Origin of the sequence: Stappia sp. BW2, assembly GCF_008107695.1 — a bacterium.
Lineage (GTDB): Bacteria > Pseudomonadota > Alphaproteobacteria > Rhizobiales > Stappiaceae > Roseibium.
In genome coordinates this window covers 1188644-1211954 of the sequence record NZ_VIRG01000066.1, presented here as the reverse complement: position 1 = coordinate 1211954, position 23311 = coordinate 1188644, and the positions used below count along the sequence as shown (strand labels likewise).

Sequence of the window (23311 nt, the reverse complement as noted above, 5' to 3'; positions counted from 1 at the left end):
TTGTCATCCCGGTTTGCCGCAAAGCGGCAAGACCGGGATCCAGTCTTCGGCCAGGCCACGTTGCATTGCGAACGCGCCTCGGCGCATTGCAAGAAGCCAGCGTTGCCTCTGAGCGCATGATCTTCACACCATCGGCGTTCCGCCGGTCAGAACCGTCTGCATTGCCGTTTCGTCCAGGTTGCCTCCCGACAGAATGATGCCGGCCTTCTTGCCTTGCAGCTTTGGCGCATCCTGCATAAGAGCGGCGAGGGCAGCGGCGCCCGCGCCTTCGGCAAGATTATGCGTGTCGGCAAACAGGATGCGGATGGCTGCGGCAATCTCGTCATCCGTGACCGTCGCTACCCGGTCGGTTCCATTTTGCAGAATGTCCAGCGCCGCTTGCAAGGGCTCCCGGCAGGCCATGCCGTCAGCGAATGTTGCCGCGGTCTCCGTGGTGACGATTTTTCCCGCCTCCATGGAAAGCCGGTAGGCGGGGGCCTTTTCCGTGACGACCGGAACGATTTCGGTTTTCAGACCCAGCAGATCGCGCACCGTGATCAGCCCGCAAGCACCCGAGCCCATGCCGACGGGAACATAGACCACGTCGAGATTGCCATGCATCTGGAAGAATTCCACCGCATAGGTGGCAACGCCCAGAACAATGTTCTTGTGAAAGCTCGGCACCATCAGGAAGCCGCTTTCGCTGGCCAGCCGTTCAGCGGTCCGCCGGGAAATGTCGAAATCCCGGCCATCGACCACGAGATCCGCGCCGAAGGCCTTCATCGCCCGGTTCTTGCCCTGGGCATTGCCTTCCGGCACCACGATTGTGGCGGGCAGGCCGAGCGTGCGGGCGGCCAGCGCCATCGACTGACCGTGGTTTCCCCGGGTCGCGGTGACCACGCCCTTCGGGCGGCCATGCTCTTCGATATGTTTCTGGATATAGACGATGGAGCTTCTAGCCTTGAAGGCCCCGATGGGCGTGTGGTTCTCGTGTTTCACCGCGATCTCCAGCCCGAAACGCTCTGTCAGCAGCGGCCAGACATAACTTGGTGTTTCCGGCACCAGTTGGCGCACGATCGGAAAAGCGGCTTCAAGGTCTTCCAGAGTAAAGAGAGGGGGCATGTGACAGGTCGGGTCCGGTTCATCGTTTGAGTTTGCCGTGAGTATACTTTCGCTGACGCACCTGTCTTTCAGGATCCTGAACCTTTTCAAGCTTGCGTGGCATGCGTTCCTGGGTCAGGTTTGCCCACCATGCAACCGCACACCGTTCATACTTCTCAGGGGCCGGCGTCCCAAGGCCGTGAGATGGCCGGATACAGGCTTGGCCTGCTGCCGGCTGCTGCCTACGATGTCGGCTTTGTGGCCGACGCGGAGACCATCGGTTTCGCATTCGATGTGCAAAGGGGCAGCCACGCCGTCGGTTCGGACCGCCTGGAAGATTTCGTGCGCTTGCCCAATACTCTGGCTGTCACGCCCGCAGGCTGTGATATCCGTTCCCGGTCAGACGGTGGCGGTGAATATCTCTTGCTCAGCGGTGGCCGTCTCGGTCTGGCGGGGGATTGCTATCGGACCAACATTCAGTCGAAGTCCGCCTTCAGGGCCGCGAGCAGATTGCGCATGTGGCTGTTGTCGGATGCAACACCCGGCCAACTCGAAACCGAGACATGTATCGTCTGCCTGGCCGAGGCGGTGCAAAGGCCGCAACACCCGAACAAGGCGGCCAGATGGATGACCAGCCATCGCTTTCGAACGGTGACGGAGAAGATCGAGGCCGATCTCGGGTCCAACCTGACCGTTGCCGGTCTGGCCGCGGAAATCGGCGTTTCTGCCAGTTTCCTGAGCCGGGCCTTCTCGGCTTACTGCGGGCAGTCGCCCTATGATTATATCGTCAGCCGGCGGCTGCAGCGCGCCCGGGCGCTCATCGCTTCCGCCGGCATGTCGCTTTCGGAAATCGCCCTCAGCTCTGGCTTCTCGTCGCAAAGCCACATGACGGAAAGTTTCCGGACGCGCCTGGGGATCAGCCCTTCGAAGATCGCGCGCCCGGGCAACAGGTAATCGCTCAGAGCACCAGGTTGTGGCGGCCAACCTTTTTGATGTCGGTTTCGCCGCACAGTCCCATGGTGACGTCCAGTTCCTTGTGCATCATCTGCAGCACCTTGGTGACGCCTTCCTTGCCCATGGCACCGAGGCCATAGATGAAGGCACGACCGATGTAGGTGCTTTTCGCGCCCATCGCGATGGCCTTGAAGATGTCCTGACCAGACCGGATGCCGCTGTCGAAATGCACTTCGATCTTGTCACCGACCGCGTCAACGATGTCCTGAAGCACTTCATAGGATGCAAGAGCCCCGTCGAGCTGACGGCCGCCATGGTTGGAGACGACGATTGCATCGGCGCCGACGTCGGCCGCGATCTTCGCATCCTCCACATCGTTGATGCCCTTGAGGATCAGTTTGCGCTTCCAGTGGGACTTCACCCATTCCACTGAAGACCAGTCGAGGGTCGGATCGAACTGGCTGTTGGTCCATTCCGCAAGCGAGGTCATGTCGCCGACGCCGGACACATGGCCATGGATGTTGCCGAACTGACGGCGCTTGGTCTGCATCATGTTCCAGCACCAGCGTGGTTTGAAGGCAAGGTCCATAAGCACGTGCGGCTTGGGCTTGGGCGGCGTGGACAGGCCGTTCTTCAGGTCCTTGTGCCGCTGGCCCAGCACCTGAAGGTCGAGCGTGAGCACGAGTGCGGAACAGCCGGCATCCGTTGCACGATGCATCAGGTTTTCCGAAAAGCCCCGGTCGCGCATCACGTAAAGCTGGAACCAGAACGGGTTCTTGGTGTTCTCTGCAACATCCTCGATGGAGCAGACGCTCATGGTGGAGAGCGTGAAGGGCACGCCAAACTCCTCGGCGGCCTGCGCGGCGAGAATTTCACCGTCGGCGTGCTGCATCCCGGTCAGACCCACAGGCGCAAGGGCAACCGGCATGGTAACATCCTGGCCGGCCATCGTGGTCTTGAGCGAGCGGTTGTCGATGTTGCAAGCCACGCGCTGCCGCAGCTTCTGACGTTGAAGCGCTGCTTCGTTTTCCCGGTAGGTGCTTTGCGTCCAGGAGCCCGTATCCGCATAGTCGTAAAACATCTTCGGCACCCGGCGACGGGCCAGGGCCTGCATATCGGCAACATCGGTCACAACAGTCATCGATTTCCTCCTGAGGCTCACGAGCGAGCCGGTTTTCTGGTCCGTCTCAGGCCGGCAAGCTGTTCGCGCCGGTCCAGATCCTTCGTTTCGGCAAGGGTGCCGCGCACATAGTCGATATGGTCCTCCGAGGCTTGCCGCGCGCGGTCGGCATCCCCGGTCTGAATGGCGCCGGCAATGGCCTTGTGCTGCAGCAGCAGCTCAATGCGCGCCGTAGGGTGGTGATAAAGCCGGCCGCGGTTGTAGAACACGCCGTTTTCCAGAAGCCGGTAGCAAGAGCGGAGGGTGTGCAGCATCACCACATTGTGGGCCGCTTCGCCAACCGCGTGATGGAAGGCAACGTCCAGCCGGCTCTCCGCAGGCAGGTCCTCACTGTCGTGCGCTTCCTGCATCTGGCGGACAATGTCCTGAAGCCTTGCAAGGTCGGAAGGGGCAGCCCGATCAGCCGCAAGGGCCGCCGCCTGGCTTTCGATACCACGCCGGAACTCGAAATAATCGTTCACCGCGTCCGGATGCCGGGCAATCAGCTGGATCACCGCTTCGGAAAAGATTGGGCCGATGAGGTCGGCAACATAAGTGCCGCCGCCCCGGCGTGAGGAGATCAGCTCCCGGTCTTCAAGCGTTTTCAACGCATCGCGCAGCACAGGCCGGGACACGTCCATCTGGTCGGCAAGGTCACGCTCGGCAGGCAGTCTGTCACCGGATTGCAGAACGCCCTTCAGGATCAGATCCTCGATCTGCTCCACGACGGCATTCGCTGTTTTCTGATGATCGACCGGCTGAAACATGCCGCTGCCACTCCTTTGCTGGGGCGAAAATTAGCGCCGCTTGCAGAATTGGTCAATTTTTTTGTCCAATTATTTGTTGCCGAAATGTCGCTCCAGTTCCGCGTTTGGTGGCTGCGTCAAAAATGCCGGTTGGTTTTCGCCCTCCCTTAGCGGAAAGTTAGACAGACAGAACACTGCCAAAGTTGGGGTTGCTCCTTGGATCAGGGATCAGAAAACGGGTCTGCCTTTCCATCCTTTCGCACGTCTCAACTCAGGGAAAAGGTGCTGGGAGAGGTCCATGCGCGGCCGTTTCGCGCGCTGCCCTGTCCTCGAACGGTGCTTCACTACGCATTCCTGACCGATGTCGAAGAAGCTGCCCGCGATCATGCCTGGCTGTCCGAGTTCTGCATTTCCCGTGGCGGTCATGGGCCTGCGCCTGGTGCCCGGCATCATACGGTCAATTTCGGCGGTGGCACCTTGAGCTGGGAACAGCACGCGGAATTCACCACCTACACCTGGGACGGCACCGCCCACGAAGAAACGATTTTTGGGCAGGTGCCGATCAACCACCCCTTTGGCGCCGCGTTCCACGCTCCTGGCGATCTGTTGGTCGCCGTCAGGCTGGAACTGCGTGGCGGCGACGAGGGCAAGGAATGGCGAACCCAGTTCGATGAAGGCAGCCTGACGGTCTCCAATCTGGAAGACGGCGCCGCCATGGTGGCGACCGACTTCCGGCAGGATGGCGATGGCCTGACACGGCTTCTGGTCTGTAACCGCACCTTGAGCGACGTCCAGTCCGGCGCGGTTGTCCAGCGGCTTCTGGAGGTGGAGACCTACCGCACACTGGCGATGCTGGGCCTATTCGAGGCAACGAAACTGCAACCGGACATCCGGCGTTTCGAGATCGAACTCGCGGAACTGACCGGACAGATGCAGGAGACTTCCGCACTGGGCGCCAACCAGGAACTCCTGGACAAACTGTCTGGTCTTGCCGCGGCGCTGGAGGCTGGCGCGACTGCCAGCACGTTCCGGTTCGGGGCGAGTCGTGCTTATGACCAGATCGTGCGGGCACGGCTGGAAACCCTGCATGAAGAAGCGGCGCCGGGTGAACTGTCCATGGCGTCCTTCCTTGTTCGCCGTCTTGCGCCGGCCATGCGCACCTGCCAGGCGATCGAAGACCGTCAGGCGATGCTTTCGCGCAAGCTGGCACGAGCCACCACCCTTCTGCGCACCCGGGTGGATGTCGAACTGGAAGAACAGAACCGCTCGCTGCTGGAATCGATGGACCGGCGTGCAGACCTTCAGCTACGCCTGCAGCAGACTGTGGAGGGCCTGTCCGTCGCGGCGGTGAGCTACTATGTGGTCGGTCTGATTTCCTATCTCGCGAAAGCCGCCAAGAAAACCGGCCTGCCGCTGCCGGATCCAAACGTGATGACCGGCATATCCGTGCCGCTGGTCGTGCTGGTGATCTGGTGGACGGTCAAACGTATCCGCCAGCAACACGGCGAGCACTGACACTTAAACGAGACTGCGCTCATGTCAGTCTCTCATGGTCCGGCTGTGTCCGCTGCGACGGGTAGAGATATTCTTGATCATCAAAGTGCCAGACAGCAAAAAGGCCGGGTCGCCCCGGCCTCGTTGTCGTTCAGCAGAAAATGCTTACTTGGTGGAACCGTCTTCGTTGTACTGGTTCAGGTAAGCGATGACGTTTTCACGGTCTTTTTCCTTTTTCAGACCGGCAAACGCCATCTTGCCCTTTGGAATCATGGCCTTCGGCTTGGTCAGGTACGCATCGAGCGTTTCGACGTCCCACACCTTGCCATCGGCCAGTTCAAGCAGGTTGGCGGAATATTTGTAGCCATCCACCACGCCCCACTTCCGGCCAACAATGCCGTTCAGTTCCGGACCCACCTTGTTTTTGGCGTCAGGACCAACAGCGTGGCACGCTGCGCATTTCTTGAAAACTTTTTCACCCTTGGCAGGGTCGCCATCGGCGCTAGCCTGAACGGTCAGGGCCAGAAGCGCAGTTCCGGCGATCATCAGCAGTCGCTGCATGTGTATCTCCCTCAGTTTGGGTGTTCTTAACCCACTGCAACAGAACAGGATGTTGCGCGTTGATGCAAGTGACGGACCGTCGCATCCCCAGCCGGGGCGACATGCAATCAATCTGAAGGGGTATCTCGTGCCCGATTGCGGCGTCAGCTTGCGCGAGCGCTGCTCGGCAGGCGCAACCAGTCCTCCAACCCATCGTCCCAATAGGGCGAAGAGCCATAGAGACTGGCCAGAAAATCGATGAAAACACGCACCTTTGCCGGCAGGAACTGGCGGCTGGGATAGACAGCGTAAAGCCCGACGTCCTTCGAGGCCCGGTATTCGGGCAGCAGGATCTGCAGTTTGCCTTCCCGCAGTTCCGGGCCGACGTCCCATGTGGAGCGAAGCGCAACACCGACGCCCGCCAACAGGCATTCACGCACGACCTCGTTGGAATTGGTCTTGATCGGGGCCTGTGTGCGAACCGTCTCGATGCCGTCCGGCCCTGCAAGCCGCCACGGATCCTGACTGGTCGCGGCCATGGTCACATGATTGGCAACGAGATCCTCGATGCTGTTGGGCGTGCCGTATTTTTCCAGATAGGCCGGGCTCGCGCACAGCACACGGTGGACGGGTGCAAGGCGCCGGGCAACGAGGCTGGAATCGGAGAGTTCCGCAATGCGGATGGCAAGATCGTACCCGTCGCCGACGATGTCGACAAAGTCGTCGGATAGATCCAGATTGACTGAAAGGTCGGTGTTTTCCGCCAGGAATTTGCCGAGGTGAGGGGCAATGTGCAGGCGGCCGAAGGATGTCGGCACCGCCACCTTCAAATTGCCACGCGCCTTGGCCGACCCGCGTGAAACGAATGATTCGGCTTCTTCAACGGAGGCGAGAATGGCCACCACGCGTTCGTAAAAGCCTTGGCCGGCCTCCGTCATGGCGATCTGGCGCGTCGTACGTTGGAGCAGCCTCGTGCCGAGTTTTTCCTCCAACCGCCGGATGCGCTTGGAAACGACTGCGGGCGACAGGCTCATTTCGCGGCCGGCTGCCGACATGCTGCCGGCACTCACCACCCTTGCGAAAATCTCCATGTCGGTCAGATTGCTCATTTTCAATCTCTCAGAAACACAATTAGTATTTGCCGGTCGTTTTTCCAGGGCACGAACCTTGCCAGACTTGTGCAAGGGCATTTCACTGCCAACGCATGTTACGCAAGGCCAAATCGATTGGATCAGCGTATAATAAGCAGAAGGAGTTCAATTCGTGACCGCCATTGCGATGCCCGCGCCCGATCAAGCCGTTTTGGCCCGCCGCCAGGAAATCCTGAGCGCGCTTCAGGCGATCGTGCCCGGAGAAGGGGTGATCCATGACGAACGCGAAATGCGCGCCTATGAGACGGATGCGCTGACGGCCTACCGCCAATTGCCGCTGATCGTCGTTTTGCCGGAAACGGTCGAGCAGGTCTCCAGGGTCCTGAAATATTGCCACGATAATGATGTGAAGGTTGTTCCGCGCGGCGCGGGCACATCTCTCTCCGGCGGTGCGCTTCCTCTGGAAGACGGTGTTCTGCTGTCGATGATGAAGTTCAACCGCGTGCTTGAGATCGACTATCAGAACCGGGCCGTCGTTGTTCAGCCCGGCGTTACCAATCTGGGCATCACGCGCGCGGTCGAGCACGAAGGCTTCTACTACGCGCCCGATCCCTCGTCGCAGATCGCCTGTTCCATCGGAGGCAACATCGCGGAGAACTCCGGTGGCGTGCACTGCCTGAAATATGGCCTGACCACCAACAACGTCCTTGGGCTTGAAATGGTGCTTGTCACCGGTGAGGTCATCCGCCTTGGGGGCAAGCATCTGGACAGCGAAGGCTATGACCTCCTGGCCCTGATGACAGGATCGGAAGGTCTGCTCGGGGTCGTGACCGAAGTGACTGTCCGGATCTTGCAAAAGCCCGAGACCGCACGGGCGCTTCTGATCGGCTTTCCCACCAGCGAGGATGGTGGCCGCTGCGTGGCCGACATCATTGCCGCCGGCATCATCCCGGGCGGCATGGAAATGATGGACAAGCCTGCCATTCACGCGGCAGAAGATTTCGTCAATGCGGGCTATCCGCGCGACGTCGAGGCCTTGCTGATCGTCGAACTGGACGGTCCGGAAGGCGAGGTGAACTACCTGATCGAACGGGTGGAAGAAATCGCCAACGCCAATCGGGCCAGCCATGTGCGCATTTCCCAGAGCGAGGAAGAGCGCATGACCTTCTGGGCCGGCCGCAAGGCCGCGTTCCCGGCGGTGGGCCGCATTTCGCCGGACTATCTTTGCATGGACGGCACCATACCGCGCCGCGAACTGCCGAAGGTCCTCGCCCGTATGCGCGAACTGTCCGTAAAACACGGGCTTGCCGTCGCCAATGTCTTTCATGCCGGTGACGGCAACCTGCACCCCCTGATCCTTTACGATGCCAACAAACCCGGTGAACTGGATGCAGCCGAGGCATTCGGAGCGGATATCCTGCGGCTGTGTGTCGAGGTCGGCGGCGTTCTGACCGGAGAGCATGGGGTCGGCATCGAAAAGCGCGATCTGATGACGGATATGTTCACCGAAGCGGATCTGAAGCAGCAGCAGCGTGTCAAATGCGCCTTCGACCAGAAGCATCTCCTTAATCCGGGCAAGGTCTTTCCGGTGCTGCACCGCTGTGCGGAATTGGGCAAGATGCACGTTCACAAGGGGCAGCTGCCCTTTCCAGACATTCCGCGGTTTTGAGGACAGAGCATGGACGCGACACTGAAACCGCAAACCACCGAAGACGTGGAAAAGGTGGTGGCCTGGGCCGCCGCCGAAGATCAGCCTCTGGAAATCATCGGTCAGGGCACGAAGCGGGCGCTCGGGCGCCCTGTCCAGGCCGCTCATGTTCTGGATATTTCCGGACTGACCGGTATCGAGAGTTATGAACCGGCGGAGCTGGTGCTGACCGTAAAGGCCGGCACGCCGATTGCCGAGGTCGAGAAGCTGGTCGATGACAACGGCCAGGAACTGTCTTTCGAACCGATGGATCTCGGGCCGCTTCTGGGCAGCGCTCCGGCGCAGGGCACGATCGGCGGTGTGCTGGCGGCAAACCTCTCCGGTCCCCGCCGGATCAAGGCCGGTGCCGCGCGCGATCATGTGCTTGGCATGGAAGCAGTGTCCGGGCGCGGAGAAGTGTTCAATTCCGGCGGCAAGGTGGTGAAGAACGTCACCGGTTACGACCTGCCGAGGGCCCTGTGTGGCGCTTACGGCACGCTTGCGGTTGCAACGACCGTCACGCTGAAGGTCAATCCAAAGCCGGAAACATCGGCGACATTCATGCTTTCCGGGCTCAATGACGACGACGGCATCAACGCGTTGTGCCAGGCCATGGGGTCGTCTGCGGAAATCTCGGGCGCGGCCCATCTGCCCGCGGGTGTGAATGGCGGCAGCAGCTCAACCGTGCTGCGCCTGGAAGGCTTCTCGACTTCGGTGGATTACCGCTTCAAGACCCTGCAGGCACTGCTTGCAAGCTATGGTGCTCCGTCGCGGCTGGAGGCGGTGGAGACCGGCTCGCTCTGGCAGACGATCCGGGATGTCAAACCCTACGCCGGCGGTCAAACGCCTGTCTGGCGGATTTCCGTTGCGCCGACGGCAGGGCCGCAACTGGTTGCCAGCTTGAGGGAAACGTTCGAACTGCAGGCCTATTACGACTGGAGCGGTGGTCTCGTCTGGCTGTCCTGTCTGGACGGCAGCCTGCACGAGGCAGATATCAGAGCAGCGATCGATACTGTCGGCGGCGGTCATGCAACGCTTGTGCGGGCCGATGCGTCTCAGCGCTCGAATGCTTCGGTGTTTCACCCGCAGCCCGCTCCGCTGGCAGCCTTGTCACGCCGCCTGAAGGAGCAATTCGACCCGAAAGGCATCCTAAATCCTGGAAAAATGGTCAGTGGCGTGTAGTGTGAAGGCATAATTTCACGCGCATTTCAAACGGGGTGCCTTCATGGATCAACAGTCCGAAGTTTCAGGTTACATGGAGCCCGGCGGCAAGAACGCCACGCTCGTCTATATTCTTTATCTGGCAAATATCATTGTTCCCTTCACCGCCATTGTCGGTGTCATCTTCGCTTACATCAATCGAGGCAAGGGATCTGCCTGGGTCGACAGCCACTACACCTACCAGATCCGCACTTTCTGGATCGGATTGCTCTATGGCATCGTCAGCGGTCTTCTGACCCTGGTGCTGATCGGCTTCCTGATGCTGATTGCCGTGCTGATCTGGATGATCGTTCGCTGCATCAAGGGGCTTCAGCTTGCAGGCCGCAACGAGCCTGTGCCGAACCCGGAAAGCTGGTTGTTCTGAGAATGAGACAAGGCCCGTCCGCGGTGCGCGGTACGGGCCTCGAACTTTCAGAAAAGGGTCTCTGCGGCGAATATCACTGCGCCGGCAGGCATTTCACCGTGACCTTGTAGGCGTAGCCATCACGCTGATTCGAGGTGTTTTTCCAGGACCACTTGTTCTTTTTGGCCTTGTTCTTCTTTGCCGCCACGGCGTCCAGCTCGAAATAGGCCTTCGCGGACACAGTCCAGGTCTTGCCGAGCGCGACAGACTTCTTCATGCCCCCCTTCAGCACCTTGTCCAGATTGAGCGAGCACGCCTGAACCGGATCCCAGCCCTGCCACTTCACCTTGGCCATTGGGATCACCGGCTTGTAGGAAAGGGAAACCGTGCGCTTGGTGCCTGCGCCGACATCGCGGTACTGGAAACTCTTGCTCCACAGGGTACCGTCCCCTTCGAAATACAGCACGTTCTTGAAAGAACCGACCTTCATGGCGACAATCCGCTCGCCACTCGTGGCCTTGGCCGAAAGGCGCAGCAGGAACCGGTGATTGCCGGACTTGATCTTGGTGTAATTGTAGGAGTTTGCCTTCACTGCGACGGGAATAACGTCGATGCCGTCGCGCTTGACTTCCACTTTCTCGATCCAGTCCTTAGCCATGGCACCTGTTGCAACACTGGCCAGAACAGCGGTCAGGACGGCGGTTTTTGAAATCGTCTTAATCATCAAATCAATTCCTTGTTTGGCATATCAATCGCCCACGCCTTGCACCTTAGGCAGCCGGGGTTGAACCGATCCTGAGCGCGCCATTTATTCTGGGTTCATGTTGCAGGGCCTGGTGTGCCTGGGGCGCCGAAAGCGGTGGGAAGGAGAGTCCGCAGCGGCAAAACCGTTGTGCCTCAAAGGTGCCTTGTGCGGTTCTTCTTCTGACCGTACGATCCGCCTCGCTCGGAAGGAGAGGCCCGGTTTGACGGGCCATTGAGGGATACGGGAGCAATGCAGACAAATTTCACCGCAGAACAGTTGAAAGACAGTCACGTCGCGGCGTCGGAGAAAATCCTGCGCAAATGCGTACACTGCGGTTTCTGCACGGCCACGTGCCCGACCTTCACACTGCTGGGCGACGAACTCGACAGCCCGAGAGGCCGGATCTACCTGATCAAGGATATGCTGGAGAACGACCGTCCGGCGGACAAAACCATCGTCAAGCATATCGACAGGTGCCTGTCGTGCCTTGCCTGCATGACCACTTGTCCCTCCGGCGTGCACTACATGCATCTGGTCGATCATGCGCGCACCCACATCGAGAAAACCTACAAGCGCCCGCTTGCCGACCGCCTGATGCGGTCGTTGCTCGCCTTCGTGCTGCCTCACCCCAAACGGTTCCGTCTGGCTCTGATGGGCGCTTTTTTCGGTCGGCCTTTCGCGGGTCTCCTGAAGAAGATGGGCGGCCCGCTCGCCAAGATGGGCGCGATGCTGGAACTGGCACCTTCCAAAGCACCTGGGCGTGGTCAGCTCGAAGGGCCCGGAGTGTTTTCGGCTGAAAGCCCCAGGCGCAAGGGGCGCGTTGCGCTCCTCAGCGGCTGCGCCCAGCCTGTGCTCAATCCCGGTATCAACGACGCGACCATCCGTCTGTTGCGCCGCGCCGGGTATGAGATCGTGCTGCCGAAGGGTGAGATCTGCTGCGGCGCGCTTGTTCATCACATGGGCAAGGAAGAGGCCTCCCTGGAGAACGCCCGCCAGAATGTCGATGTCTGGATGAAGGAAGCCGATGGGGAGGGGCTGGACGCCATTCTCATCACCGCCTCGGGCTGCGGCACCACCATCAAGGACTACGGCTTCATGCTGAGGGACGACCCGGCCTATGCCGAAAAGGCGGTCCGGGTGTCAGCTCTTGCGAAGGACATCACAGAGTTTCTGGCAGAAGTCGACCTGGGCGAGCCGCCGATGACGCCCGGCCTGACGGTTGCCTATCACTCGGCCTGCTCCATGCAGCATGGCCAGAAGATCACCCGCCAGCCGAAGGATCTCCTGAAGGCAGCCGGTTTTGTCGTCAAGGATGTTCCCGAAGGCCATCTTTGCTGTGGGTCGGCCGGCACCTACAACATTCTCCAGCCGGAGATCGCCCGCCGTTTGCGCGACCGCAAGGTCGCCAACATCGAAAAGACCCGGCCGGATGTGATCGCAACAGGCAACATCGGCTGCATGACGCAGATCGGTCTTGGCACCGACATTCCGATCCTGCACACGGCCGAATTGCTTGACTGGGTTTATGGCGGCCCGCAGCCTGAGAGCCTGACGCCGGTGCTTCAGCAGCGCGTGGCGGCGGAGTAGCCAGGTTCAGGGTGCAGGGCAGGACGACCCGCAACTTGCGGGGCGGAGCTGTGGCCAGTCACTTCTCGCGTGCACCCAGTTGAAGCGGTGTCTTGTCTTCGTCCGGCGGGTCATCCACAGGCTGACCCGCCAGACGGAGCGTGCGTTCCAGAAGTTCCTCGTAAATGGGACGTCCGCCCATGTGGTGGGCCGCAAGCGAGGCCGTGGTGCAGGTGATCAGCACCGGCATGATCAGCGAATAAGCGCCTGTCAGCTCCATGACCAGCACCACGCCGACGATCGGTGCACGCACCGAGGCGGCGAAAAAGCCGCCCATGGCAGCGACGGCGCATGCGCTGCGGAACTCATCTTCCACCGGCAACAGTTCGACTGACAAGACGCCGAAAGCAAGACCGGCACAGGTCGCGATCGACAGCATCGGGGCAAAGATGCCGCCGGGAACGCCGGATGCATAGGAAAAGAGAACTCCGCCGAAGCGCAGCAGTGTCAGCAACAGCAGCGTCACCACTCCGTAATTCGTCAGAATGAGGTCGTGAACCAGTTCCTCCCCGCCCTTTGTTGCCGCCGGAAGAACGTTGAGCAGAAGGCCTGTCGCCGCCCCGATGAGAACGGCCGGCACCCAGCGCAGACCGGAGGGGATCTTCAGGAAGAGATCCATGACCGTGATCAGCGCACGGTTGAAGAACACGCCGAGAGCCCCGAGGAGAAGGCCGAGAACCGCCAGCAGCGCAAAGCTCCAGACAGGCACGAAACCGACATCCACCTGCAGCGTCGGACCGATACCGGTCAGTTGTTCGGTGATGGCCGCACTCAGGATCGATGCGATGATCACGGCCATATACGTGCGATAGCCGAACGGAAACTGGCGGCGGGTTTCCTCGACGATAAACAGGATTGCGGCAAGCGGGGCGTTGAACGCGGCTGCAAGTCCGGCTGCCGCGCCGGCGGCCAGCAGCCCCTTGTGGTCATCTCCCGACAGGTCCTGCGAGCGCGACAGGGCCTCGGCGGTCATCGCCCCCATGTGGATGGTCGGACCCTCCCGCCCGAGCACAAGCCCGGCTCCGAGCGCCAGCAGGCCACCAAAGAACTTGGCAATGAGAACGCGCGGCCAGTGAAGCGGCCGCTTGTCTTCCATTGCGCCTTCAATTTCCTGGATGCCGCTGCCGGCAGCTTCCGGGGCGATGCGCTTGACCAGCACATAGGCCCCCGTGACACAGGCGGCCGAGATGGCCATGGACACGACATACGGCAGGTACCCCGGACCAAGAGCCTTCCGAAGCGCCGTATAGTGGGCAAAAAGGAAGTCTAGCCCGGTATGAAATCCGGTCGCCAGGCTGCCGACCAGAATTCCGACAAGGGTGGCCTTCACAAAATAGGCGGCATCCGAACGAACCGAAAAGGAGGAGAATGGGTCTTTCATGCCGCGGTCCTGAAGGAGAATTCGAAGAAACGTGGGGCAGGCCGGCGATTCGACCCTTCGTGCCGTCACACTGCAAAGAAAAGCCGCGACTCGCAACAAAAACGCGCGGCAAGCCGCGCGTCAGTGTTTCGTTCACCGGAGGGCGATCAAGGCCGTCAGATGACATGCACCGTTGTGCCGACCTTCACCCGTTCGTAAAGATCCATGACATCCTCGTTGCGCATGCGGATGCACCCGGAGGAGACCGCGTGGCCAATGGTCCAGGGCTGGTTGGAGCCGTGGATACGGTAGAGGGTGGATCCCAGATACATGGCGCGGGCGCCAAGCGGGTTTTGCGGTCCGCCGGCCATGAATGTGGGCAGGTCGGGACGGCGCTTGCGCATTTCCGCAGGCGGGCGCCAGTCCGGCCATTCCGCCTTGCGCGAAACCTTGTGGGTGCCCGCCCATTCGAAGCCGGGCTTGCCGACGCCGACGCCATAGCGCCGCGCGGTGCCATCGCGCTGCACCAGATAGAGGTACTTCGCATTGGTGTCGATCACGATCGTGCCAGCCTTGTACGGGCCGTCGTAGTCAACGATGGTCGGCAGGAACTGCGGCGCGATCTGGCGGGACTGCGGTGCTTTCGCCTGGCGTTGCTGCTGCTGGCGCACCGGTTGCTGACGGGGAGACCACCAGTTGGCACGGCGCACCCGAGGCTGTTGAACGCGTTGCTGGTAACGCTGCGTCGTCGCGCGCCGCTGCACCTTTGGCTGGAGCTGCAGCATCCAGGGTTCGGTCAGGTTTGGGCTGAGCACGAGCGGGGGCGGCGAGACCTGACCCGCGGTTGCCGGAGAGCCGGAAAAACCGGCAAGACCGGTTGAAAGAACAAGGACACCGGCAAAACCGAGAGCCTTGGGAAGCATATTGCGCAAGCGGAACATGGCAGCACTCATCAACTTGTTATCGACCACGTTCAGCGGCCTTTTACAGCCGCCGGTTAACGGATTGGCAACGATGATAAGCAGCTCAGGCTATTGCAAAGATGAATCCGATGCACGGAAATCAGGTAATCTTTTCTTATGGTTAGTCGTTGGTTGAGGAACAGGCTTAATGAAAACACAACCGCGCCAGCCGTCGCTGGAACAGCCTTTGCACGCCGTTTGAAAAGACAGTGCTTTCCACGATTCCTTGGTTAACGCACGCGCCGCCGGGCATCGCGTGCCACCAGCGGCAGGATGGGCCGGGTCTGCTGCATGGACATGCCTGGCTTGATGCGCGGATCGTAAAGCATGTTCAAAATGATCTGGTCGAAGACGGTAAAACGGCTGTGGCGCGACGAATCGTTAAAAACCGAATGGGTGAGCTGCTCGTCGTCGTTCATCGGGCCCAGCCCCTGCAGAAGTTCCTCGACAAGACAGCGTTTGAACAGGAACTCGCCTTCGTCGGAAACGATGACGGCCGCCGAGCGCTTGATGCCGTTGCGGCCGGAAACGACACGCACAAGGCAACGGCCCGGAACCCGGGCACGATCGTTCTTGTATATGTCCTTTTTCACCACAGGCTCATACTGGGCCCGGTCGACCACATAGACCTCGAAATTCGCGGCCGCGGGATCGTTGGTGACCTTTGTCGTGATTCCACCGACGCGCTTGCCGATTTCCCGGATGAACCTGTGAACGGTCTGCGTCCTGTCGCGGGCGGACAGGTTATGGACATAGAACAGGACCGGTTTGGTGAATTTCTTGACCAGATAGGGACGCCAGCTCCAGCTACGGTACTCAAGCCCGAACACCGTCTTTTCAAAACCCGCGAGAAGCTCTTCCGTAGAAAAGGAATCGTTCGCAGACGAAGCGGAACTGAAAGTGACGGGACCTGTAAGAAGCAGCAGACAGATGACGAGGAAGCGCACGAAATTCATCTAGGTCAAAGCACCGTTGGCAGCCACACTGGCCTGAGGGTCATGCCTGTTCATGCGCGCTCAGTTCGTTGTTAACGAGGGCAGGATACCCAAAGCGTCTCCGTGAGGAAAGCCAAGAAACCGTTACCAAACACCAAATGATGTCATTAAGGCTGCCAAGCTTTGGAAAAACAATTCTTTAAACTTCCCGCGCTATAAGGACGATATTGCGATTTACGAAAGCCTGCAGGGGCGGGAAACGGGAGTAGGCATGGCCGCGGTGAAAAGATCCTTTCGAGCGGAAAGCTTGATACGCATGAATTCCGGGGCGAATGAAAACCCCGCCTATGCAGAAGAACGTCGTCACCAGGAAGTTCTCGCGGAAATAGCCAGCCTCAAATCCATGATGAGGAATGGCCCGGACACGTCGGCGCAGCTTGATCCGGAAGAGATGAGTGCGAAGTTCATGGCCGAGTTCCGCAAGGAGCTGTCAGAGGCCGCCAAGCTGAAGGTCGAGCTGGACGCCATCTATGAGGCAATCGCGCAGACGAAGCGTGAGATTGCCACCCTGCATCAAACCACCGGTGCCAAAGGTGAAGAGATGACCCGGGTCACCAACGAGCTTGATGCCGTTGTGCTCGGAACGGAAGGGGCGACCGAAACAATTCTCTCGTCTGCCGAATTCATCGATGAAACGGCCAATACGCTGTCCGCGCGTCTCGGCAAGGAAGATTCCGAACTTGCCAACGATATCCGGGACAAAGTGATCCATATCTTCGAAGCCTGTAACTTCCAGGATCTGACCGGTCAGCGGATCACCAAAGTGGTCTCGACGCTGCGGTTCGTCGAAGACCGTATCACGCAGATGATGGATATCTGGGGCGGCATCGAAACCTTCAAGGATATTGAAGTTGAAGAGCGGGAACGGAAAGAGGGCGATGCTGCATTGCTCAACGGTCCGGCGCTCGAAAGCGATGTCGATGTGGCGACGCAGGACGATATCGACGCCCTGTTCGCCTGACCCAATTTTCCTGCCTCCAGTTACGAAACCCGGCCTGTCTGGCCGGGTTTTTGTTTTTCAAGGGACAGCTCACATTTCGGGTTGCCTCAAGGTAATGGGGAGGATACCAAGATGGGAACAAATGGTGAATATCAAGGTGGCGCATGGCAGATCGGAAACCAGCAGAAACGACCAAACCGGAACGCGACCCGGTCACAGGCCTGCTGTTGGGCGAGGACGGCAGGAACCGTTGCTGGTGGCACGGCGGGCTGGCGGACTACCAGCAGTATCACGATACGGAATGGGGCTGGCCGGTTGACGAGGACAGGCGTCTTTTTGAAAAGATCTGCCTGGAAGGGTTCCAGTCGGGCCTGTCCTGGCTGACCATCCTGCGCAAGCGCGACGCCTTCCGGGCAGCTTTCGCCAATTTCGAGTTTGAACGGGTGGCAGAGTTTACGGAAGCCGACGTTGAACGCTGTCTGCAGGATAGCGGTATCGTCCGCCATCGCCGCAAGATCGAATCCACCATCAACAACGCGCGGCGGGCCCTGGAACTGCGCCAGGAATTCGGGTCTCTTGCAGCCTATTTCTGGTCGTTCGAACCAAAACCGGCGGATCGTCCGCAGAAACTGGATTTCGCCACCGCCAAAACCCTCGGCAAGACAGCCGAAAGCACGGCGCTTTCCAAGGACCTGAAAAAACGTGGCTGGAGTTTTGTCGGTCCGACAACTGTTTATGCCTTCATGCAATCCATGGGCATGGTCAACGACCACCTGGAAGGCTGCTGCTGCCGGGAAAGCGTCGAAGCGGCACGCGCAGCGTTCAAGCGTCCGGTACCGCGCTGAAGGCCCTCAGGTCTTGAAAAGTTGCAAGACCTAATTTCTAATCCCTATCCACGGACGCTTCAGTTCGTTCTCCAGTAAGAAGCAGGGGCTCAGGCGGTTCAGCCGACTGTGATTCTTGCCATTTCGTCTTCATTTACGAGGCCACACACTCGCGACCCTCGGCAGGAGACGCAGGGCTGTGAACTGGCTCGGCAGGGTTCCCTTCCCCCTGTGGGGAAGGGTTAGGGAAGGGGGTATTCGGCGAAGCCGAAAAAACTCCAGACTCAAGCAAACCCTGCAATCATATCTCGGGTTCCGGAAACGCTGCGGCGTGCTTATGCGCCCACCTTTGCCTTCAACGGAGAAAATAGCCGGTTCTCCTTGGAAAAGATGTAGTCGAGCGTTTCGACGGTAACCGTCTCCGCGCCTTCCTCGATCAACAGCTGGGCACAATCGGCAACGGCATCCTTGGGGCACAGAACGCTGACATGATGCAGGTCGTCGACCTCGGAAAAGCGCTGCTGAGCTCCCACATTGCTGACACTCCGAAGGGCCTGTGTGCGGTCGGCGACGACGGCTTTCACCAGCTTGACGTTGCGCGCAGCATCTTCCGCAGCCACCCGGTCGAGGATTGCCCGCGCAGCGCCAAGAGCCTCAGTGGACCAGTCCGCGTTGAGCGAGGCCACGAGATTGGCCTGGCTTTTCAGCATCACCCCATCGGTCAGGATCTTCAGGTTGTTGGCCTGCAGTGTCGAGCCAGTGGTGGTGATGTCGACAATCAGTTCAGCGGACCCCGTCGCCGGTGCGCCTTCGGTCGCGCCCGCGCTTTCCACAATGCGGTAATCGGCAATGCCGTGACCGGCGAAGAACGAGCGGGTGAGATTGACGTATTTGGTCGCGACACGCAGGCGGCGGCCATGGCGGTTGCGGAAATCCGAAGCGACATCGGAAAGATCCGCCATCGTCTCAACGTCGATCCACGCCTTCGGGACGGCAACCACCACATCCGCCGGGCCGAAGCCGAGCGGGGTGACGATGTGAACCGTGCTGTCCGGATTGGCAATGTTCTCATGCACCAGGTCCAGGCCAGTGATGCCGAAATGAACCGTGCCGTCGGATAGTTCGCGAGCGATTTCGGAAGCCGACAGGAACGCGATTTCCACATTCGGCAGACCCTTGATGGCGCCGCGATAGTTCCGCGCGCCGCCGGGCTGCACCACCTTCAGGCCCGCGCGGCCAAAGAACTCGTGCGTGTTTTCCTGCAGACGGCCCTTGGAGGGGATGGCGATAATCAGTTTGCTCATGACTTAACACTCGCTGCAATCCGGTCCAGCCACATGGAAAAGCCGATGGCCGGTACGTCGTCTTCAGCCCCCAGAAGCGTTACCAGCTTGTCATAGCGCCCGCCGCCAACCAGCGGACCTTTCACCGGCGGATTGACCGCGTGAATTTCGAAGACAAAGCCGGAATAATAATCGAGGCGACGGCCGAACTCGGCCGCGAAAGTGAGCCGCGCAGGATCGATGCCCTTGGCATCAAGCGCCGAAAGGCGTTGTTCGAAGGCGGCAATCGGTGTGTCCAGGCCAAGGCCGAAGTCGCTGGAAAAACCGCGCAGCACGTCGGCGGCGCTGGCGCCATCCGCCTTCAGGGCCAGATAGGCCGACAGTATTTCCGCCGCCTTGTCGTGGCCGCGTGCACCGCTCGCAAGGGCCGCCTGTTCCAGAAAACGGTCGGCGATTTCGCTGGGGGTACGTCCGCCGACAGCTGAAATTCCGGCAATCGACAGAAGATCCTCAACCACCGCATGGGCCGCTTCAGGGTCAGCCCCTTCCAGCGCTGACAGGAAGCCGAGACGGACATCGCGGCTGTCGTCGTCGGAGGCAGACCCTCCGGCCATCCGGGAGATGGCTGCGGTCAGCCGGTCTGTCTCCCCGAAGAGATCGCGCAGGCGGCGGCGCCAGACGGTCGGCAGGTCAAGACCTTCCAGCACGGCGGCAAACAGGGTTTCATCACCAATGCGGATCACGATGTCCGACAGGCCAAATTCTTCCAGAGCCTTGACGGAGAGAGCAAGAAGGTCTGCATCCGCTTCTGCTGTGTCCGTGCGGCCGAGGCTTTCCGCGCCGAGCTGCGGGATTTCCCCCAGGCCGTCCGGGCGCTGGCGGAACACCGGGCCGTTGTAACAATAGGCGGTCGGAAGCTTGACGGTGTCCTGCGCCAGATGGTGACGGCAAACCGGAATGGTGAAGTCGGGGCGCAGGCACAGGTCGAGCCCGTTGGTACCGCTGGTCAGATAGAGCCGGCGACGGATGTCCTCGCCGGTCAGGTCCAGAAAGACGTCCGCCGGCTGGAGGATCGGCGGGCTGACTTCGTCATGGCCCGCAGCCTTGAACAGGCCGAGTACCGTCTCGATCTTTTCCGGGTCCAGTCCGGTCACCTGTGCCGCCCCGCTCATGTTCAACCCTCGTTCTGACGGCGGCGGTCGTCCGCCTGTCCGTCCAGGATACTGCGCACGGTCTCGATGAGGGCCGTTTCCTTGACGGTCACCTGTGCCGGGCGGCTTTCGCGCCAGGTAATGTTGTCGCTGATCTCTTCGGAAAGGCGCTTGCCCTCGATCAGATCCTTGACCTGGATTTCGCCCGCCTCGCGCTCGTCCGAGCCCTGGATGATGGCGATCGGGCAGTTGCGCCGGTCGGCGTATTTCAGCTGGTTGCCGAACTTCTTCCAGTTGCCCTGGTACATTTCGGCGCGGATACCGGCCTCGCGCAAGTCCTGCACCATCTTCTGATAACGCCCGAGCGCCGCCACATCGCCGTCCATCACGGTGACCAGCACCGGCGCGACCACGTCGGACGTGCCGAGCTTGCCAAGGTTCTTAAGCGCCGTCATCAAGCGCGAAACGCCGATGGAAAAGCCCGTTGCGGGCACATCGCGACCGGTGAAGCGCTTGACCAGCCCGTCATAGCGACCGCCACCGCCGACGGAACCGAACTGGACGACGTCGCCCTTCTCGTTGGTCACGTCGAAGAGAAGCTCAGCTTCGAACACTGTCCCGGTGTAATATTCCAGGCCGCGCACGACGGACGGATCGATCTTGATACGGTCCTCGCCATAGCCACAGGCCGAGAAGATCTCCGCCATGGTGTTGAGCTCTGTAATGCCTTCATTGTCCAGGGTGCCGGTTCCCGAGACAAAGGCAATGATGCTGTCGATGCCGTCCGGGGTAAGCTCCGCTCCCTTGGTGAAGTCGCCGCTCTCGTCCTTGCGGCCTTCGCCCAGCAGCAGCCGAACACCTTCCGTTCCGAACTTGTCGAGCTTGTCGATGGCTCTGAGAACCGTCAGCCGGCGCCCTTCGTGCTCTTCACCGCCAAGGCCGATGCTTTCCAGCACGCCGTCCAGAACCTTGCGGTTGTTGACGCGGATGACATATTGACCGCGCGGGATGCCGAGGGCTTCCATCGTGTCGGACATCATCATGCACATTTCGGCATCCGCCTGGACGCCCGGTGCGCCGACCGTATCGGCGTCGAACTGCATGAACTGGCGGAAACGGCCCGGCCCTGGCTTTTCGTTGCGGAACACCCAGCCGGCCCGGTAGGTGCGGTAGGGCAGCTGGATCTCGTTGATGTTTTCCGACACGTGGCGGGCCAGCGGTGCGGTCAGGTCGTAGCGCAGGCTCATCCACTGCTCGTCTTCGTCCTGCACGGAAAAGACGCCGGCATTGGGCCGGTCGGTATCGGGCAGGAACTTGCCGAGGCAGTCGGTGAATTCGAAGGCCGGGGTTTCAATGGGATCGAACCCGTAACGCTCATAAACGGCGCGGATCTTCGCCAGCATCTCGTCCGTGGCACGGATGTCCTCGGCAGAGCGGTCAACGAAGCCACGCGGCAGGCGGGCTTTCAACTTGTTCGGTTTTTTGGCCATAAGGGTCTTGAATCCTGGCGAGTTCCCGGCCGGACGCGCCCAAGGAAACCCCTTGCATCCGGCTGTCTGATGTTGCGGCTGTCGTAGACGAAACACGGCGCAAGGGCAAGGCGGTGCAACATTCTGCCGGTTCGTTCGATAGACGGGACGCAGGTGGTCGATGCCGAACATCGGCAGGTCAACGCCTCGCGGACCGCAGGGACACTTTGTCAATTCTTAAGTCCGTGCCTTGTTTGCATCACAGTTCGCGGTAAAAGGGCGCCTCAGGAACAGTGAAAGTGCGGTTGCGAATGGCCGGTAAAGCACAGTGCTCCGGCAAACCGGCCGGAAGGTGCAGTCGTTTCATTGTCTTTTCTTGTATTTAATTTTCGCCGGGCTATGGTCCGCGCGGATCGGGTGAAAAGGGCCGTCCCGGTGCCAAAGGAAGGCGCGGGAGCGGCGGACGGGGTTCAGTATGGACAGTGCGGTGCGCATGGCGGACGGAAATGCCGGCGAAGGTGGAACAGAGGCCCTGACAGAACAGGGGCTGAAGGCTGCCGAACTCAGTGTCATCCTGCCGAGTTTCAACGAAGCTGAAAACATCCCCATCCTGATCGGCCTTCTGGACGAGGCGCTTGCCGGAATCGCCTGGGAAGCCATCGTCGTCGACGACAATTCGCCTGACGGAACGACCGAGGTTGCCCGCAAGATTGCGCTGACCGACGGCCGAGTCCGGGTCATCCGCCGCATTGGCCGTCGGGGCCTGTCCGGGGCGTGCATCGAGGGTATTCTGGCGTCTTCGGCCCCTTTTGTCGCCGTCATGGATGCTGACCTGCAGCACGACGAGACAATGCTGCCCAAGATGCTGGCCGCCCTGAAGGCCGACGACACGGACCTGGTGGTCGCAAGCCGCAAGGTCGATGGCGGTACCATTGGCGAAGGCCTGTCGTCTTTTCGCGCCTGGGGCTCCAACCTGGCCAACGGGCTTGCGCAGAAGCTCTTGCACGTCACCCTGAAAGACCCGATGAGCGGGTTCTTCATGATCCGCCGGGACAAGGCTGAAGCGCTCGCACCAAAACTCTCGGCGCAGGGTTTCAAGATCCTGCTCGACCTGGTTTCCAGTGCAGGAGGCACGTTGAAGATCAAGGAAATGCCGTTCACCTTCCGCGAACGCCAGCATGGCGAAAGCAAGCTGGATACGCTGGTAACGCTCGACTATTTCGGGCTGTTGCTTGCCAAGTATTTCGGCAATGTCGTCTCGGTTCGCTTCCTGATGTTCGGCCTCGTGGGGGCCAGCGGCCTGTTTGTGCATCTGGCGGCGCTGCGCGTGTTGCTGCTGAGCGACGTGGAATTCAACCTTGCCCAGACGGCGGCCTCATTTGTCGCCATGACATCGAACTTCTTTCTCAACAATCAGCTTACCTACCGGGACAGGCGCCTGACCGGCATGAAGGTTCTGATCGGTCTTTTGACCTTCTACGCGGTCTGTTCGGTCGGCGTTCTCGCCAACGTGGGGGTCGCCAACCTGATGTATGCCGATCCGTCCTACTGGTGGTTTGCCGGAACGGCAGGCGCAATCATGGGCGCTGTCTGGAACTACGCGGCAAGCTCCGCCCTGACATGGCGCAAGTCGTAAGGGCC

21 protein-coding genes are annotated in these 23311 nt (G+C 60.4%); 9 read left to right on the top strand and 12 right to left on the bottom strand.

What is annotated here, in order from left to right; all coding sequences use genetic code 11:
* Positions 1 to 123 precede the first annotated feature (123 nt).
* Positions 124 to 1101: a threonine dehydratase gene (locus FMN63_RS17030; RefSeq protein ID WP_148585292.1), complete on the bottom strand. Its 978-nt coding sequence runs from the start codon at positions 1099 to 1101 to the stop codon at positions 124 to 126.
* Between the two features lie 183 nt (positions 1102 to 1284).
* Here FMN63_RS17030 and FMN63_RS17025 point away from each other — a divergent pair, with 183 nt between their 5' ends.
* A complete protein-coding gene (locus tag FMN63_RS17025; RefSeq protein WP_162530058.1) occupies positions 1285 to 2034 on the top strand; it encodes a helix-turn-helix transcriptional regulator in 750 nt (249 codons plus the stop codon).
* A gap of 4 nt (positions 2035 to 2038) precedes the next feature.
* On the opposite strand, the gene FMN63_RS17020 is transcribed toward FMN63_RS17025, so the two are convergent.
* Together FMN63_RS17020 and FMN63_RS17015 are read right to left on the bottom strand one after the other, a co-directional pair.
* The gene (locus FMN63_RS17020) at positions 2039 to 3175 is read right to left on the bottom strand and encodes an alpha-hydroxy acid oxidase (protein ID WP_148585290.1); all 1137 of its coding nucleotides are present in this window, start codon (positions 3173 to 3175) and stop codon (positions 2039 to 2041) included.
* A 17-nt stretch (positions 3176 to 3192) separates the two neighbouring features.
* Positions 3193 to 3960 (bottom strand): FadR/GntR family transcriptional regulator, encoded by a 768-nt coding sequence (locus FMN63_RS17015; protein ID WP_148585289.1) that lies wholly within the window; start codon positions 3958 to 3960, stop codon positions 3193 to 3195.
* A gap of 195 nt (positions 3961 to 4155) precedes the next feature.
* On the opposite strand from FMN63_RS17015, the gene FMN63_RS17010 reads away from it, so the two are divergent.
* The gene (locus FMN63_RS17010) at positions 4156 to 5454 is read left to right on the top strand and encodes a DUF3422 family protein (protein WP_148585288.1); all 1299 of its coding nucleotides are present in this window, start codon (positions 4156 to 4158) and stop codon (positions 5452 to 5454) included.
* Between the two features lie 144 nt (positions 5455 to 5598).
* Here FMN63_RS17010 and FMN63_RS17005 read toward each other — a convergent pair whose 3' ends face one another.
* Both FMN63_RS17005 and FMN63_RS17000 read right to left on the bottom strand, forming a co-directional pair.
* Positions 5599 to 5994: a c-type cytochrome gene (locus FMN63_RS17005; protein WP_148585287.1), complete on the bottom strand. Its 396-nt coding sequence runs from the start codon at positions 5992 to 5994 to the stop codon at positions 5599 to 5601.
* A gap of 143 nt (positions 5995 to 6137) precedes the next feature.
* Entirely contained in the window at positions 6138 to 7082 is a 945-nt protein-coding gene (locus tag FMN63_RS17000; protein ID WP_148585286.1) for a LysR family transcriptional regulator, read from the bottom strand.
* 169 nt (positions 7083 to 7251) lie between these two features.
* On the opposite strand from FMN63_RS17000, the gene FMN63_RS16995 reads away from it, so the two are divergent.
* The 3 genes from FMN63_RS16995 to FMN63_RS16985 are packed head-to-tail and all read left to right on the top strand — an operon-like array spanning position 7252 to position 10336.
* Positions 7252 to 8733, top strand: a complete 1482-nt coding sequence (locus FMN63_RS16995; protein ID WP_205514126.1) for an FAD-linked oxidase C-terminal domain-containing protein — start codon at positions 7252 to 7254, stop codon at positions 8731 to 8733.
* A gap of 9 nt (positions 8734 to 8742) precedes the next feature.
* A complete protein-coding gene (gene glcE, locus FMN63_RS16990; RefSeq protein ID WP_148585284.1) occupies positions 8743 to 9933 on the top strand; it encodes a glycolate oxidase subunit GlcE in 1191 nt (396 codons plus the stop codon).
* A gap of 43 nt (positions 9934 to 9976) precedes the next feature.
* Positions 9977 to 10336: a DUF4870 family protein gene (locus tag FMN63_RS16985; RefSeq protein ID WP_148585283.1), complete on the top strand. Its 360-nt coding sequence runs from the start codon at positions 9977 to 9979 to the stop codon at positions 10334 to 10336.
* A gap of 73 nt (positions 10337 to 10409) precedes the next feature.
* On the opposite strand, the gene FMN63_RS16980 is transcribed toward FMN63_RS16985, so the two are convergent.
* Positions 10410 to 11039, bottom strand: coding sequence for a hypothetical protein (locus FMN63_RS16980; protein WP_148585282.1), 630 nt, complete (start codon positions 11037 to 11039; stop codon positions 10410 to 10412).
* Between the two features lie 270 nt (positions 11040 to 11309).
* Between FMN63_RS16980 and glcF the strand changes: the two genes are divergently transcribed.
* Entirely contained in the window at positions 11310 to 12647 is a 1338-nt protein-coding gene (glcF, locus tag FMN63_RS16975) for a glycolate oxidase subunit GlcF (RefSeq protein ID WP_148585281.1), read from the top strand.
* A gap of 58 nt (positions 12648 to 12705) precedes the next feature.
* Here the strand turns inward: glcF and clcA are convergent, their stop codons facing one another.
* The 3 genes from clcA to FMN63_RS16960 form a co-directional block, all read right to left on the bottom strand.
* Positions 12706 to 14067 carry a H(+)/Cl(-) exchange transporter ClcA gene (gene clcA / locus FMN63_RS16970; RefSeq protein WP_148585280.1) on the bottom strand — a complete coding sequence of 454 codons (1362 nt, stop codon included), beginning with the start codon at positions 14065 to 14067 and terminating at the stop codon, positions 12706 to 12708.
* 155 nt (positions 14068 to 14222) lie between these two features.
* Complete coding sequence (locus tag FMN63_RS16965; RefSeq protein ID WP_498930155.1) at positions 14223 to 14987, bottom strand: L,D-transpeptidase family protein; 765 nt, start codon at positions 14985 to 14987, stop codon at positions 14223 to 14225.
* A gap of 251 nt (positions 14988 to 15238) precedes the next feature.
* Positions 15239 to 15964: a DUF2927 domain-containing protein gene (locus tag FMN63_RS16960; RefSeq protein WP_148585279.1), complete on the bottom strand. Its 726-nt coding sequence runs from the start codon at positions 15962 to 15964 to the stop codon at positions 15239 to 15241.
* Positions 15965 to 16214: 250 nt separating this feature from the next.
* Between FMN63_RS16960 and FMN63_RS16955 the strand changes: the two genes are divergently transcribed.
* Together FMN63_RS16955 and FMN63_RS16950 are read left to right on the top strand one after the other, a co-directional pair.
* Positions 16215 to 16964 (top strand): protein phosphatase CheZ, encoded by a 750-nt coding sequence (locus tag FMN63_RS16955; protein WP_148585278.1) that lies wholly within the window; start codon positions 16215 to 16217, stop codon positions 16962 to 16964.
* A 143-nt stretch (positions 16965 to 17107) separates the two neighbouring features.
* On the top strand, positions 17108 to 17788 hold the full coding sequence (locus tag FMN63_RS16950; RefSeq protein ID WP_148585277.1) for a DNA-3-methyladenine glycosylase I: 681 nt from the start codon (positions 17108 to 17110) through the stop codon (positions 17786 to 17788).
* 314 nt (positions 17789 to 18102) lie between these two features.
* On the opposite strand, the gene hisG is transcribed toward FMN63_RS16950, so the two are convergent.
* From hisG to hisS, 3 genes are read right to left on the bottom strand one after another with little or no spacing between them, the layout of a single operon-like run.
* Complete coding sequence (gene hisG, locus FMN63_RS16945) at positions 18103 to 19071, bottom strand: ATP phosphoribosyltransferase (RefSeq protein ID WP_148585276.1); 969 nt, start codon at positions 19069 to 19071, stop codon at positions 18103 to 18105.
* Positions 19068 to 20222, bottom strand: a complete 1155-nt coding sequence (locus FMN63_RS16940) for an ATP phosphoribosyltransferase regulatory subunit (RefSeq protein ID WP_148585275.1) — start codon at positions 20220 to 20222, stop codon at positions 19068 to 19070. The genes hisG and FMN63_RS16940 overlap by 4 nt, the downstream gene beginning before the upstream one ends.
* Positions 20223 to 20224: 2 nt before the next feature.
* Entirely contained in the window at positions 20225 to 21691 is a 1467-nt protein-coding gene (gene hisS, locus FMN63_RS16935) for a histidine--tRNA ligase (protein WP_148585274.1), read from the bottom strand.
* A 472-nt stretch (positions 21692 to 22163) separates the two neighbouring features.
* Here hisS and FMN63_RS16930 point away from each other — a divergent pair, with 472 nt between their 5' ends.
* Positions 22164 to 23306 (top strand): glycosyltransferase, encoded by a 1143-nt coding sequence (locus tag FMN63_RS16930; RefSeq protein WP_148585628.1) that lies wholly within the window; start codon positions 22164 to 22166, stop codon positions 23304 to 23306.
* Positions 23307 to 23311: the final 5 nt, after the last annotated feature.